The sequence below is a fragment of the Myxococcus sp. CA040A genome (assembly GCF_013336725.1).
Lineage (GTDB): Bacteria > Myxococcota > Myxococcia > Myxococcales > Myxococcaceae > Myxococcus > Myxococcus llanfairpwllgwyngyllgogerychwyrndrobwllllantysiliogogogochensis.
Map to the genome: position 1 here is coordinate 1 of NZ_JABUMR010000018.1, position 15,483 is coordinate 15,483.

Consider the following 15,483-nt stretch of genomic DNA (forward strand, 5'->3'; position numbering starts at 1 on the left):
TCTCCTGGAATGACACGTCACGCGAGTCTCACGCCGTCACGACGCTGCACGGCCCCTTCGAGGCCCAGGCGCTCCGCACGCCCGACGCCATCGCCATCTCCGATGGCTCGCGCTCGCTCACCTACGCCGCTCTCGATGCACGCGCCAATCAGCTCGCCCACCACCTCGCCTCTCGCGGCGTGACTCCTGGCGGCGCCGTCGGCATCTGCCTCGACAAGTCCCTCGACATGGCCGTCGCCGTCCTCGCCACCCTCAAGGCCGGCGCCTTCTACGTCGCTCTCGACCCCAACTACCCCCCCGAGCGCCTCGCCTTCATGCTCGCGGACACTCGCGCCCCCGTCGTCCTCACCCACTCCCTGCTCGCCTCCGTCCTTCCCGCGAGCACCAGTGCGCGCTTCGTCCTCGTCGACTCCGAAGCCGACGCCATCTCCCGCCAGTCCTCACAGGCGCCCTCCGTCCTCGTCTCCACCGAGGACATCGCCTACGTCATCTACACCTCCGGCTCCACGGGCATCCCCAAGGGCATTGTCATGCCCCACCGTGCCCTCAGCTTCCTCCTCGCCTGGCAGATTCGTCAGTCCCCCAACCCTCGCGCTGTCACCCTCCAGTTCGCCTCCCTCAACTTCGACGTCTCCGTCCAGGAGTTCTTCGCCTCCTGGTGGGTCGGCGCCCACGTCGTCCTGCCCACCGGGGGACTCCGCCAGGACATCCCCGCCCTGCTCGACTTCATGCACCGCCAGCAGGTGGAGCGACTCTTCCTCCCCTTCGTCGCCCTCCAGGCCATGGCGGACTCCGTCTCTCACGGCGCCACGCTTCCTTCCGCCCTTCGCGAAGTCGTCACCGCTGGCGAGCAACTCCAGGTCAACTCCACCCTCGCTTCCTTCTTCGAGAAGCTCCCGGGCAGCGTCCTCGAAAACCAGTACGGCCCCTCCGAGTCCCACGTCGTCTCCGCCTTCCGGCTCCAGGGCGCACCTTCCTCCTGGCCTCGCCTGCCCTCCATCGGCTCGCCCGTCGCCCACACGCAGCTCTACGTCCTCGACACCCTCGGCCAGCCCGTCCCCATTGGCGTCTCGGGTGAGGTGTACGTCGGCGGCACCCACCTCGCTCACGGCTACCTCGCCCGCCCCGACATCACCGCTCAGGCCTTCGTCCCGAATCCTTTCTCGGGCGAAGAGGGCTCTCGCCTCTACCGCACAGGCGACGCGGCTCGCTGGAAGGCTGACGGCACCTTGGAGTTCCTCGGCCGCCTCGACTTCCAGGTGAAGGTCCGTGGCTTCCGCGTCGAGTTGGGCGAAGTCGAGTCCGTCCTCCGCACCGCGCCAGGAATGAGTGACGCCGCCGCAGTCGTCCGCGAGGATGTCCCCGGCGACAAGCGCCTCATCGGCTACGTCGTCCTCGCTCCCGACAGCACCCTCGACTCCGAGGCCCTGCGCACCTTCCTCCTCAAGCGACTGCCTGAGTACATGGTGCCCTCCGCCTTCCTCTCCCTGACGGCTCTGCCCCTGACTCCCAGCGGAAAGCTTGCTCGCAAGCTGCTTCCCGCTCCCGACGCCGACACCCTGCGTGGCGACTCTTCCTTCGTCGCTCCTCGCAACCCCGACGAAGAGAAGCTCGCTTCCCTCTTCGCCACCGTCCTCCGCCTGGAGCGCGTCGGCGTCACCGACAACTTCTTCGCACTCGGTGGCCACTCCCTCCTCGCCACCCAGGTCATCTCTCGCGTCCGCTCCTCCTTCGGCGTCGAGTTGCCCCTTCGCGCCCTCTTCGAGGCACCCACTGTCGCCTCCCTCGCCGCGCGCATTCTCGCGGCCTCACACGAGAGCCTCAGCGCGCAACCTCCCCCCATCCTCCCGGTGCCGCGCTCCGGCCCGCTGCCTCTCTCCTTCGCTCAGCAGCGCCTCTGGTTCATCGACCAGCTCCAGCCCGGCAGCTCCATCTACAACATGCCCTCCTTCGTCCGCTTGGACGGGCATCTCGACATCCACGCGCTCCAGCTCAGCCTCAATGAACTCGTTCGCCGCCACGAAGCGCTCCGCACGACCTTCATCCAGCGCGACGACCAGCCCTTGCAGGTCATCGCGCCGCATGCCGAGCTGCCCGTCACTCGCGTGGACCTCCGAGGCCGTGACGAGGAGAGCACCCGTGCGGAGGTAGAGCGCAGGCTCAAGGAGGAGTACCAGCAGCCCTTCAACCTCTCCACGGGCCCGCTCATCCGCGCTCAGGTCCTCGAGTTGAGCGACACGGAGCATGTGCTCGCGCTCAACATGCACCACATCGTCTCCGACGGTTGGTCCATGGGCGTGCTCACCCAGGAAGTCGCCGCGCTCTACGACGCCTTCGCCCACGGCAAGCCGTCGCCCCTCGCGCCGCTCGCCATCCAGTACGCGGACTTCTCCGTCTGGCAGCGTGGCTGGCTCCAGGGTGCCGTGCTGGACGCGCAGATTGCGTACTGGCGCCGTCAGCTCGCGGACCTCACGGCCCTCGAACTGCCACTCGACAAGCCTCGCCCCACGGTGCAGACCACCGCAGGCGGGCAGGTGTACGTCAGCGTCCCGCTCGCAACCGCGGAGAAGCTCAAGGCCCTCTGCCAGCGTGAAGGCGCAACGCCCTTCATGGCGCTGCTCGCGGCGTGGCAACTCCTGCTGTCCCGCTACTCCGGCCAGGACGACATCACCGTCGGCTCGCCCATCGCGGGGCGTCACCGCTCGGAGCTCGAAGGGCTCATCGGCTTCTTCGTCAACACGCTCGTCATGCGCGCCCGCATCGACTCACAGGCGTCCTTCCCGCGATTGCTGCGGCAGGTGAAGGAGGCCGCGCTGGGCGCCTACGCGCATCAGGACATCCCCTTCGAGCGGCTCGTCGAGGAGCTCCAGCCCAGCCGCGACATGAGTCGCAGCCCGCTGTTCCAGGTGCTCTTCGTCCTCCAGAACACTCCGGCCTCCGCCATCCAGAAGACGGAGCTGACGCTCAGCCCGGTGGAGATCAGCGGAAGCACGTCGAAATTCGAGCTTCAGCTCAGCCTCGTCGAAACACCGGACGGCATCTTCGGAGGAATTGGCTACAACTCCGACCTCTTCGAGCGCTCCACCGTCGAGCGCATGGCGCGTCACTTTGAGTTGCTCGTCGAAGCCGTCGTCACCCGTCCCGACGTCCCCGTCGCCGCGCACTCCATCCTCACGGAGGCCGAGCGCCGCAACGTCCTCGTCGACTGGGCTTCATCACCGCTCGTCACCGATACCGACTCCACCCTCCCAGAGGTCTTCGCGCGCGTTGTCGCGCGTTCTCCCGACAAGACAGCGCTCCTCTTCGGAGAGGACGTCCTCACCTACCGCCAGCTCGACGCCCGGTCCAACCAGCTCGCCTGGCACCTGCGTGCCCTGGGCGTCTCCACCGACTCTCGCGTCGCACTCTCGATGGAGCGCTCCTTCGACCTCGTCGTCGCCCTGCTCGCCATCCTCAAGGCCGGCGGCGCCTACGTCCCTCTCGACGCCAGCTATCCCCGTGAGCGCCTCGCTTCCATGATGGAGGACGCGCAGCCGCTGCTCCTCCTCACCTCGCGAGCCCTCGCGTCGAAGCTCCCCTCGGACGGCCTCACCACCCTCGTCCTCGACGACGTCGACTTCTCGTCTCAGCCCACGGGGGCGCTGCCGCTCGCGGCGCTGCCCCTGTCGCTCGCCTACGTCGACTTCACGTCCGGCTCCACCGGCAGGCCCAAGGGCGTCGGCACTCCGCACTCCGCGGTCCTTCGCACCCTGGTGGGTCCCGACTACACGAGGTTCGGCCCCCAGCAGACGCACCTGCTGCTCGCGCCCATCTCCTTCGACGCCTCCACCTTCGAAATCTGGGGCGCTCTGCTTCACGGCGCGCGGCTCGTCGTCCCGCCGCCGCATGCGCTGTCCCTCGAGGAGATCGAACTCGCCGTCTCCCGTCACGGCGTCACCACCCTCTGGGCCACCAGTGGTCTGTTCTCCCAGCTCGCGGACTCCGAGCTTCCGGGATTGAGCTCGTTGCAGCACGTCCTCACCGGCGGTGACATCGTCTCGCCAGTCCACGTCCGCAAGGCCCTCGGCGCGTGGCGCGTGCCTGTGTCCAACGCCTACGGCCCGACGGAGTCCACCGTCTTCGCGTCCGTGTTCACGGTCTCCCGGCCCGAAGACGTCGGGGCGCCGCTGCCCATTGGCCGCCCCATCCACGGCACGCAGCTCTTCGTCCTCGACGCCACACTCCAGCCTGTTCCCCCTGGCGTCACGGGTGAGCTGTTCATCGGTGGTGAGGGTCTCGCACGCGGCTATCTCCTCCGCCCCGACTTCACCGCCGAGCGCTTCATCCCCAACCCCTTCAGCACCACGCCCGGAGCACGCCTCTACCGCTCCGGCGACCTGGTCCGCTGGCGCGATGACGGCGCACTCGACTTCATCGGCCGCTCCGATGCCCAGGTGAAGCTGCGTGGTTTCCGCATTGAGCTTCCCGAAATCGAAGCCGCGCTGCTGTCTCATCCGTCCGTCACGGGGGCCCTCGCCCTGCTGCGCGAGGACACGCCGGGCGACAAACGCCTCGCCGCCTATTTCACGTCCTCGGCTCCCATCGACTCGGCCGCCTTGCGCTCGTTCCTCAAGCTCAAGCTGCCCGAGTTCATGCTGCCCTCCTTCCTCCTCCATCTGGACGCGTTCCCGCTCACCACGAACGCCAAGATCGACAGGAAGGCCCTCCCGTCTCCCGACGCATTCGCGTCCTCCGCGTCGTTCCTCGCGCCTCGCAATCCCACCGAAGAGGTGCTCGCCTCCATCTGGGCGGACGTCCTCCGTCTCGACAAGGTCAGCGTCTCCGACGACTTCTTCGAGCTTGGCGGCCACTCCCTCCTCGCCACGCAGGTGGTGTCTCGCATCCGCAGGGCCTTCGAGGTCGAGCTGCCCTTGCGTGCGCTCTTCGAGGCGCCGTCCGTGGCGGCGCTGGCCTCGCGCATCGCCGCTGCTCGGCAGGAGCACTCACGGCAAGCGCCTCCGCTGGTTCCCACGCCGCGCACCGGAGAGCTGCCGCTGTCGTTCGCGCAGCAGCGGCTCTGGCTCGTGGATCAGCTGGAGCCCGGCAGCTCCGCGTACAACATTCCCTCCGCGCTGAGGCTGCGTGGAACGCTCCACACTGCCGCGCTGGAGCGGTCCTTCACCGCGCTGCTCGAACGCCACGAATCGCTCCGCACCACGTTCCTCGCGCGTGATGGCGAGCCGATTCAGCACATCCATCCGGCCGAGCCGTTCTCACTGCCCATCGTGGAGCTGGGAATCCTGCCCGCCGAGGAACGCGAGGAGCACGCACGGCGACTCGCCGCAGAGGAGGCTCAGCGCCCGTTCGACCTCGCCCGGGGCCCCGTCCTCAGGGCGATGCTGGTGCGGCTCGCGCCCGAGGAGCATGTGTTGCTGGTCACCATGCACCACGCCGTCTCGGACGGTTGGTCCATGGGGGTGCTCATCCAGGAGCTCGCGGCACTCTATGAAGCCTTTGCCTCGGGTGGAGACGCCCGACTGCCCGCGCTCCCCATCCAGTACGCGGACTTCGCGGCCTGGCAGCGCTCCTGGCTGAAGGGTGACGTGCTGGAGCAGCAGCTCGGGTACTGGCGTCGTCAGCTCGGAGCGCTTCCTCCGCTGTTGGAGCTGCCGACGGACAAGCCCCGTCCCCCCGTGCGCAATCCTCGTGGGGCTTCGCGCCCCGTGCGGCTGTCGAAGGAGCTGACGGAGCGCCTGATGACGCTCTGCCGCCAGGAAGGGGCCACGCCGTTCATGGCGCTGCTCGCCGCCTGGCAGGTGTTGCTCGCTCGCTACTCCGGACAGGACGACATCGCCGTCGGGTCGCCCATCGCGGGACGCACCCGGACGGAGACCGAGGGCCTCATCGGCTTCTTCGTGAACACCCTCGTGCTTCGCACGCAGGTCCGCCCCGGGCTGCGCTTCAGGGAGCTGTTGGCCCAGGTCCGCGCCACCACGCTGGCCGCCTATGAGCACCAGGATGTTCCCTTCGAGAAGCTCGTCGAAGAGCTGAAGCCTCAGCGCAGCTTGAGCCACACGCCGCTCTTCCAGGTGATGCTGTCGCTCCAGAACCTCCCGGTGGCGAACCGCACCGTGGAGAGCACCTCCGCGGACAGCTCTCCGCTGCACCTGGAGTCATTCGCGCAGGAGCTCCAGGTCACGAAGTTCGACCTGACGCTGACCCTGTCACAGACGCCGGAAGGCCTGGCCGGTGGACTCAGCTACCGCGTGGACCTCTTCGAGGAGGCCACCATCACGCGCTGGGTGGAGCACCTGAACACCCTGCTGGAAGCCGCCATCACCACCCCCGATACCCTCGTGGGTGAGCTGCCGATGTTGCCGGCCGAGGAGCGCCGTCAGGTGCTCGTCGAGTGGAACGACACCCGCCGCGAGCTGCCCTGGTCCGGCGCCTTCCACGAGCGCTTCGAGGCCCAGGCCGCTCTCACGCCCGACGCCCTCGCCGTCCTCGACGACTCCGCCTCTCTCTCCTTCTCTCAGCTCAACCACCGCTCCAACCAGCTCGCCCACCTGCTGCGCGCCCGTGGTGTCGGGCCCGAAGTCCGTGTCGCCCTCTGCCTGGAGCGCTCCGTCGACTCCCTCGTCGCCCTCCTCGCCATCCTCAAGGCCGGCGCCGCCTACGTCCCTCTCGACCCCGCCTACCCTCGCGAGCGCCTGGCCTTCATGCTCCAGGACTCCGGCGCTCCCTTCGTCCTCACCCAGTCCCACCTCCTGCCTCGTCTCGACTCGACCTCCTGCTCGGCCCTCTGCCTCGACGACACCGCACTGCGCGCTTCTCTCGCCGCGCTCCCTGACTCCAATCCTCCTCGCGTCACCCTTCCTTCCCACCTCGCCTACGTCATCTACACCTCCGGCTCTACCGGACGTCCAAAGGGCGTCATGGTCCACCACTCCTCCGTGGTGAATCTCCTCTCCGCCCTCTCCTCTTCCGTCTACTCCGACGTCCAGCGCCCGCTCCGCGTCTCCCTCAACGCGCCCCTCTCCTTCGACGCCTCCGTCAAGCAGCTCGTCTTCCTCTCCCAGGGCCACTGCCTCTGCTTCGTCCCTCAGGCCGCTCGCGAAGACGTCCCCCTGCTCCTCTCCTGGATTCAGAAGCACCAGCTCGACGTCCTCGACTGCGCCCCTTCTCACCTCCGCCTCCTCCTCGACGAGGGCCTCGCGGAGTCCGGCCGCCCCTTGCGTCTCCTCATTGGCGGTGAGGCCATCGACGACTCTCTCTGGGCGACGCTTTCCTCTTCGCCCTCCCTGAGCGCCTTCAACGTCTACGGGCCCACTGAGGCCACCGTCGACACCACCGCCCTCTCCATCCGCGCCTCTGCGCGTCCTGCACTCGGTGGGCCGCTCTCCAACGTCTCCACCTTCATCCTCGACGCCTCTCTCCAGCCCGCCCCCATCGGCGTCCCTGGTGAGCTCTTCATCGGCGGCGATGGCCTCGCTCGCGGCTACCACCTCCGCCCGGACCTCACCGCCGAGCGCTTCGTCCCCAATCCCTTCTCCTCGGTGCCGGGCGCTCGCATCTACCGAACCGGTGACAAGGCTCGCTGGCTTGCCCACGGCCACCTCGAGTACCTCGGCCGCATCGACTTCCAGGTGAAGCTGCGCGGCTTCCGCATTGAGTTGGGCGAAGTCGAGGCCGCTCTCGAAGCGCTGGCTTCCGTCCACCACGCCGCCGCTCTCGTCCGTGAAGACGTCCCGGGCCTCAAGCGCCTCGTCGCCTACGTCACCCCCGCTTCCGTCGACACCTCGTCTCTTCGCGCGGAGCTGCTCCTCAGCCTCCCCGAGTACATGGTGCCCTCGGCCTTCGTCGCCCTCGACGCCCTGCCCATCAACACTCACGGCAAGCTCGACAGGAAGGCCCTCCCGGCTCCCGACTCCGGCCCCACCGACTCCTTCCTCGCGCCTCGCAACCCCACCGAGACTCGCCTCGCCGCCATCTGGGCAGAGGTCCTCCACCTCGACTCCGTCAGCGTCTCCGACGACTTCTTCTCCCTCGGCGGCCACTCCCTGCTCGCCACCCAGGTCGTCTCTCGTGTCCGCAAGGCCTTCGACGTCGAGCTGCCTCTTCGCGCGCTCATCGAGGCGCCGACCGTGGGTGAGCTTGCGCTGCGGGTCGAAGCGGCCCGTGGAGAGACTCCGGTCAACACGCGGCCTCCGCTCGTGGCGGTGCCTCGTACCGGGCCTCTGCCGCTGTCCTTCGCGCAGCAGCGCCTGTGGTTCCTCGACAGGCTGGAGCCCAACAACGCCTCCTACAACATCCACTCGAGCAAGCAGCTCGATGGCGACCTGGACACCTCCGCGTTGGAGCGCGCGATTCAGGAACTCGTGCAGCGCCATGAGGCGTTGCGTACCTCCTTCCACGTGCAGGAGGACGGCACCGCGGTTCAGGTCATCCATCCGCGCGCCGAGCTGTCCGTTCCCGTCGCCGACCTCCGACACCTGACAGGCACGGCCCTGGACACGGAGTTCGTGCGACTGACCTCCGCCGAGGCCAAGAAGCCCTTCGATCTGACGCACTCACCCCTGCTGCGAGCATCCCTGCTGCGAGTGACCGAGCAAAGCCATGTGCTCCTCGTCACGGTGCACCACATCGTCTCGGATGGTTGGTCCAACGGCATCTTGTTGCGCGAAGTGAGCGCGCTCTACGAGGCGTTCTCCCAGGGGCGTCCGTCCCCGCTCGCGCCGTTGGAGTTCCAGTACGCGGACTACGCGCTGTGGCAGCGCGGCTGGCTGCGCGACGAGGCACTGGAGCAACAGCTCTCCTGGTGGCGGCAGCAGCTCGCAGGCGCACCTCATGCGCTCGAACTGCCGACCGACCGGCCGCGCCCGCCCGTGCAGACCCACGTCGGCGCGTCGCTCCCGGTGCACCTGAGCACCGAGGTGACAGAGGCGCTGCGTGCACTGTGCAAGCGCGAAGGCGTCACACCCTTCATGGTTCTGCTCGCCGCATTCCACACGTTGCTGGCGCGGTACTCGGGGCAGGACGACCTCGTCGTCGGCTCGCCCATCGCGAACCGGCAGCAAACGGAGCTGGAAGGCATCGTCGGCTTCTTCGCCAACACGCTCGCGCTGCGCGCACGGCTGACGGGGGCGATGACGTTCCGTGAGCTGCTGGCTCAGCTCAAGGAGACGACGCTCGGTGCCTATGCGCACCAGGACGTGCCCTTCGAGAAGCTCGTCGACGAGCTGAAGCCCGAGCGGGACCTGAGCCGGTCTCCGCTCTTCCAGGTGATGCTCGCCCTGCAGAACACGCCGCGGCAGCGTCGCACCGAGGCGCGCAATGAGGAGCCGGCACACGCTCCGGGTCCCGTGGAAGTCACCTACGGCAGCGCCAAGTTCGACCTGTCCCTGTTGCTCGCGGACCATGGCGATGACATCAGCGGCCTGCTCGAGTTCAACACCGACCTGTTCGATCCGGACACGGCTCGGCGAATGGGCGCGCACCTGTCGCGGCTGCTGCAATCCGCCATCAGCGACCCGAGCCAGACGTTGTGGCGCCTGCCCCTGCTCGATGAGCAGGAGCGTCACCAGTTCCTCGTCTCCTGGAATGACACGTCACGCGAGTCTCACGCCGTCACGACGATGCACGGCCCCTTCGAGGCCCAGGCACTCCGCACGCCCGACGCCATCGCCATCTCCGATGGCTCGCGCTCGCTCACCTACGCCGCCCTCGATGCACGCGCCAATCAGCTTGCCCACCACCTCGCCTCTCGCGGCGTGACTCCGGGCGGCGCCGTCGGCATCTGCCTCGACAAATCCCTCGACATGGCCGTCGCCGTCCTCGCCACCCTCAAGGCCGGCGCCTTCTACGTCGCTCTCGACCCCAACTACCCCCCCGAGCGCCTCGCCTTCATGCTCGCGGACACTCGCGCCCCCGTCGTCCTCACCCACTCCCTGCTCGCCTCCGTCCTCCCCGCGAGCACCAGTGCGCGCTTCGTCCTCGTCGACTCCGAAGCCGACGTCATCTCCCGCCAGTCCGCACAGGCCACGGGCGTCCTCGTCTCCACAGAGGACATCGCCTACGTCATCTACACCTCCGGCTCCACGGGCATCCCCAAGGGCATCGTCATGCCCCACCGGGCCCTCAGCTTCCTCCTCGCCTGGCAGATTCGTCAGTCCCCCAACCCTCGCGCTGTCACCCTCCAGTTCGCCTCCCTCAACTTCGACGTCTCGATTCAAGAGCTCTTCGCTTCCTGGTGGGTCGGCGCCCACGTCGTCCTGCCCACCGGGGGACTCCGCCAGGACATCCCCGCCCTGCTCGACTTCATGCACCGCCAGCAGGTGGAGCGACTCTTCCTTCCCTTCGTCGCCCTCCAGGCCATGGCGGACTCCGTCTCTCACGGCGCCACGCTTCCTTCCGCCCTTCGCGAAGTCGTCACCGCTGGCGAGCAACTCCAGGTCAACGCCACCCTCGCTTCCTTCTTCGAGAAGCTCCCGGGCAGCGTCCTCGAGAATCAGTACGGCCCCTCCGAGGCCCACGTCGTCTCCGCATTCCGCCTCCAGGGGGCGCCTTCCTCCTGGCCTCGCCTGCCCTCCATCGGCTCGCCCGTCGCCCACACGCAGCTCTACGTCCTCGACACCCTCGGCCAGCCCGTCCCCATCGGCGTCTCGGGTGAGGTGTACGTCGGCGGCACCCACCTCGCTCACGGCTACCTCGCCCGTCCCGACATCACCGCTCAGGCCTTCGTCCCGAATCCCTTCTCCGGTGTGCCCGGCTCGCGCCTCTACCGCACCGGCGACGCCGCTCGCTGGCGCGCCGACGGCACCTTGGAGTTCCTCGGCCGCCTCGACTTCCAGGTGAAGGTCCGTGGCTTCCGCGTCGAGTTGGGCGAAGTCGAGTCCGTCCTTCGCACCGCGCCAAGAATGCGCGACGCCGCTGCTGTCGTCCGTGAGGACGTGCCGGGCGACAAGCGCCTCATCGGCTACGTCGTCCTCGCTCCCGACACCGCCCTCGACTCCGAGGCCCTGCGCACCTTCCTCCTCAAGCGACTGCCTGAGTACATGGTGCCCTCCGCCTTCCTCTCCCTGGCGGCGCTCCCCCTGACTCCCAGCGGAAAGCTTGCTCGCAAGCTGCTTCCCGCTCCTGACGCCGACTCCCTGCGGGGCGACTCCTCCTTCGTCGCTCCTCGCAACCCCGACGAAGAGAAGCTCGCTTCCCTCTTCGCCACCGTCCTCCGCCTGGAGCGCGTCGGCGTCACCGACAACTTCTTCGCACTCGGTGGCCACTCCCTCCTCGCCACCCAGGTCATCTCTCGCGTCCGCTCCTCCTTCGGCGTCGAGCTTCCCCTCCGCGCCCTCTTCGAGGCCCCCACCGTCGCCTCCCTCACCGCTCGCATCCTCGCGGCCTCGCAGGAGAGCCTCAGCGCGCAGCCTCCTCCCATCCTCCCGGTGCCGCGCTCCGGCCCGCTGCCTCTCTCCTTCGCTCAGCAGCGGCTCTGGTTCATCGACCAGCTCCAACCCGGCAGCTCCATCTACAACATGCCCTCCTTCGTCCGGTTGGACGGGCAACTCGACATCCACGCGCTCCAGCTCAGCTTCGATGAACTCGTCCGCCGTCATGAAGCGCTCCGCACCACGTTCTTCGAGCTGGATGGGCAACCCTTCCAGCGCATCTCTCCCGTGGGCGAACTCCCGATGGTGCGCGTGGACCTCCGAGGCCTCGACGCGGAGACGTCTCACAGCGAGGTCCAGCGCAGACTGAAAGAGGAGTACCAGCGGCCCTTCGACCTCTCGACGGGTCCGCTCATCCGCGCTCAGGTCCTCGAGTTGAGCGACACCGAGCACGTGCTCGCGCTCAACATGCACCACGTCGTCTCCGACGGTTGGTCCATGGGCGTGCTCACCCAGGAGGTCGCCGCGCTCTACGACGCCTTCGCCCATGGCAGGCCGTCGCCCCTCGCGCCGCTCTCCATCCAGTACGCCGACTACGCCGTCTGGCAGCGTGGCTGGCTCCAGGGTGCCGTGCTGGACCAGCAGCTCTCCTACTGGCGCAACCAGCTCACCGGGACTCCCTCGTTGGAGCTGCCCATCGACAAGGCGCGACCTCCGCTCCAGACGTTCCGAGGGTCCACGCTTCCGGTCTTCCTCTCGAAGGCCGTCTCGGAGCAGCTCAAGGCCCTTGGCCAGAGTGAAGGCGCTACACCGTTCATGCTGCTGCTCGCGGCGTGGCAGCTCCTGCTCTCCCGCTACTCGGGACAGGATGATATCGCCGTCGGCTCGCCCATCGCCGGCCGCCACCGCTCGGAAGTCGAAGGGCTCATCGGCTTCTTCATCAACACGCTCGTGCTTCGCGCCCGCGTCGATTCACGGGCGTCCTTCCTCCAGCTGTTGAGGCAGGTGAAGGAGTCCGCGCTGGGTGCCTATGCCCATCAGGACATTCCCTTCGAGCGACTCGTCGAGGAGCTTCAGCCCGCGCGTGACATGAGCCGCAGCCCGCTGTTCCAGGCGCTCTTCGTCCTCCAGAACACGCCCGAGTCCGCCGTCCAGAAGTCGGAGCTGACGCTCAGTCCGGTGGACCTGGGCAGCGTGGCGGTCACCGCCAAGTTCGAGCTTCAGTTGAACCTGACGGAGACGGCTGAAGGTGTCTTCGGTGGTCTGGGCTACAACTCCGACCTCTTCGAGCGCTCCACCATCGAGCGGATGGCTCGACACTTCGAGTTGCTCGTCGAGGCTCTCGTGGCGCGCCCCGACGTCCCGGTCCGCGCTCACGGAATGCTGACCATCGAGGAGCGGCACAACCTCCTCGTGGATTGGGCCACCGCTCCCGCGCACGTCTCGCCCGAGTCCACCCTGCCCGCCGTCTTCGCCGACGTCGTCGCACGTGCGCCCGACTCCGTCGCGCTCCTCTTCGGTGACACCTCCCTCACCTACCGTCAGCTCGACGAGCGCTCCAACCAGCTCGCCTGGCACCTGCGCTCGCTCGGCGTCCGCACCGACTCCCGCGTCGCAATCGCCATCGAGCGCTCCGCGGAGCTCATCATCGCCCTCGTCGCCATCCTCAAGGCTGGCGCCGCCTACGTCCCCCTCGACACGAAGTATCCGCGCGAGCGCATTGCATTCATGCTCGAGGACGCTCAGCCCCAGGTCCTCATCTCCACGCGGGCCGTCCTCGACAAGGTGCCCGCCGATGGCCTGACGTGCGTCCTCCTGGATGAGGTGTCGCTGACCAACAGCCCCACCGGAGCCCTGCCGTCGTCCGCGCTTCCCGAGTCGCTCGCCTATATCGACTTCACCTCCGGCTCCACCGGCAAGCCCAAAGGCGTTGGCTGCACCCACAGCGGCGTCATCCACACCCTCATCGGCGTCGACTACACCCGCCTCGGGCCCGAGCAGACCCACCTCCTCCTCGCGCCCATCTCCTTCGACGCCACCACGTTCGAAATCTGGGGCGCACTGCTCCACGGCGCGCGCCTCGTCGTCCTCCCGCCTCAGGCGCCCTCGCTCGAAGAGCTCTTCCAGACCGTCGCCCGCCATGGCGTCACCACGCTCTGGGCCACCAGTGGTCTGTTCTCCCAACTCGTCGAGAGTCGCCTCCCCGCGCCTCCTTCACTCCAGCGCGTCCTCACGGGTGGCGACATCGTCTCGCCTCTCCATGTCCGACGCGCGTTGCAGGACTGGGGCATCTCCGTCACCAACTGCTACGGCCCGACCGAATCCACCGTCTTCGCCACGACCTTCCTGGCCGCTCGGCCCGAGGACGTTGGCGCAACGATGCCTATCGGCAGGCCCACCAACGGCACCCGTCTCCTCGTCCTCGACGCCTCGCTCCAGCCCGTCCCCATCGGCATCACCGGTGAGCTCTTCATCGGCGGTGACGGCCTGGCTCGCGGCTACGTCGGCCAGCCTTCACTCACCGCCGAGCGCTTCATCCCGGACCCGTTCTCCTCCGTCCCTGGGGCGCGCCTCTATCGCTCCGGCGACCTCGTCCGCTGGAGCCACGACGGGACGCTCGCTTTCGTCGGTCGCGCCGACGCGCAGGTGAAGGTGCGCGGCTTCCGCATCGAGTTGCCCGAGGTCGAAGCCGCGATGCTCGCGCATCCCTCCATCCGCGATGCCATCGCCATCGCTCGCGAGGACGTCCCCGGCGACAAGCGCCTCGTCGGCTACTTCGTCGGTGACGACCTGGACGCCGTCTCCCTCCGAGCCTTCCTCAAGTCTCGGCTCCCTGAGTACATGGTGCCGTCGTCCCTGCTCCGCCTGGACGCGCTCCCGCTCACCTCCAACGCGAAGATTGACCGCAAGGCACTGCCTCCTCCCGAGGCCGTGCTCTCTGCTCCCTCCTCCACCTACGTCGCACCGCGCACGCCCACCGAGGAGTTGCTCGCCGCCATCTGGGCGCAGGTCCTTCGCGTCTCACAAGTCGGAATCGAGGACGACTTCTTCGAACTCGGCGGCCACTCACTCCTCGCCATCAAGCTGATGGCGCGGATTCGCGAGCGCACGGGAGTCTCGCTCCCTGTCACCGCGCTCTTCCAGGGCTCCAGCATCGAGCGTCTGGCGCCATTCCTGGAGCAGCAGCAGGACGGCACGCGCGCCACGCCGAACCTCGTACGCCTCGACTCGGGCACCTCCACCGAGCGCCCGTTGTTCCTGGTCCACGGAGGCGGCGGCAGCGCGCTGGGCTACACGGAGCTCGTTCGTCAGCTCGCGCCGAGCCGGCCCATTCACGGCCTCTCCGCGAGCGGCATTGATGGAGGCGAGTTGCCTCCCGCGTCCGTCGCGATTCTCGCGCGGGACTACCTCTCGCAGCTTCGCGCCGTACAACCCCATGGCCCCTACCTGCTCGCGGGCTGGTCCTTCGGCGGGCTCGTCGCCTATGAGATGGCGCGTCGGCTCCAGGCATCAGGCGAGCAGGTGGAGCTGCTGGCGATGATCGACAGCCATGCCCCCAAGCCGGAGCCGCGTCCGACACCGGATGCACTGTCGCAGCTCGCGGCCTTCGGACAGGTGCTCGGTCTGCCGTGGCGAGACCTCCCGGTGGACCCGGAGCGACTGACCCGCCTCGAAGGCCGGGAGCGGCTCGCCTATCTGCTGGAGCTGACCGGCCGCGCCTCCACGCACGCCTTCGACCTGGACGTCGACGCGGCGGAGCGTCTCTTCGCGCTCTACCAGCGACTGAGCGAAGCCCAGCGCGGCTATGTGCCCACGGGCGCGCCGTATGAGGGGACCACCGTGCTCATCAAGGCCGCGACGCCGCTCCCGGGGCTCACCGTGACGGCGGACCTGGGCTGGGGCCCGTGGCTTGCCACCGCGCCGACGGTGTACGAGTCACCGGGAGACCACTACACGATGCTGCGCGCGCCGCACGTCACCACGCTGGCCGAGCTGTTCTCGCGACTGCTCGCCGCGCTGAAGCGAGACGCAGCTTGATGCACGCCCGATGCGCGGTCCCCCACGTCGGGGCTGCTAACGTCAGCAGGCCCGCTCCCGGAGTGGATGCTCCGGGGTGTCG

Annotated in this window: 1 protein-coding gene; it reads left to right on the forward strand. The window is 68.3% G+C overall.

Translation table 11 applies throughout. The annotated features are described in order from the left end of the window. On the forward strand, positions 1-15,401 hold a 15,401-nt coding region (locus tag HUA75_RS43585), incomplete at its 5' end, for a non-ribosomal peptide synthase/polyketide synthase (protein ID WP_174489810.1). Between the last annotated feature and the right edge of the window lie 82 nt (positions 15,402-15,483).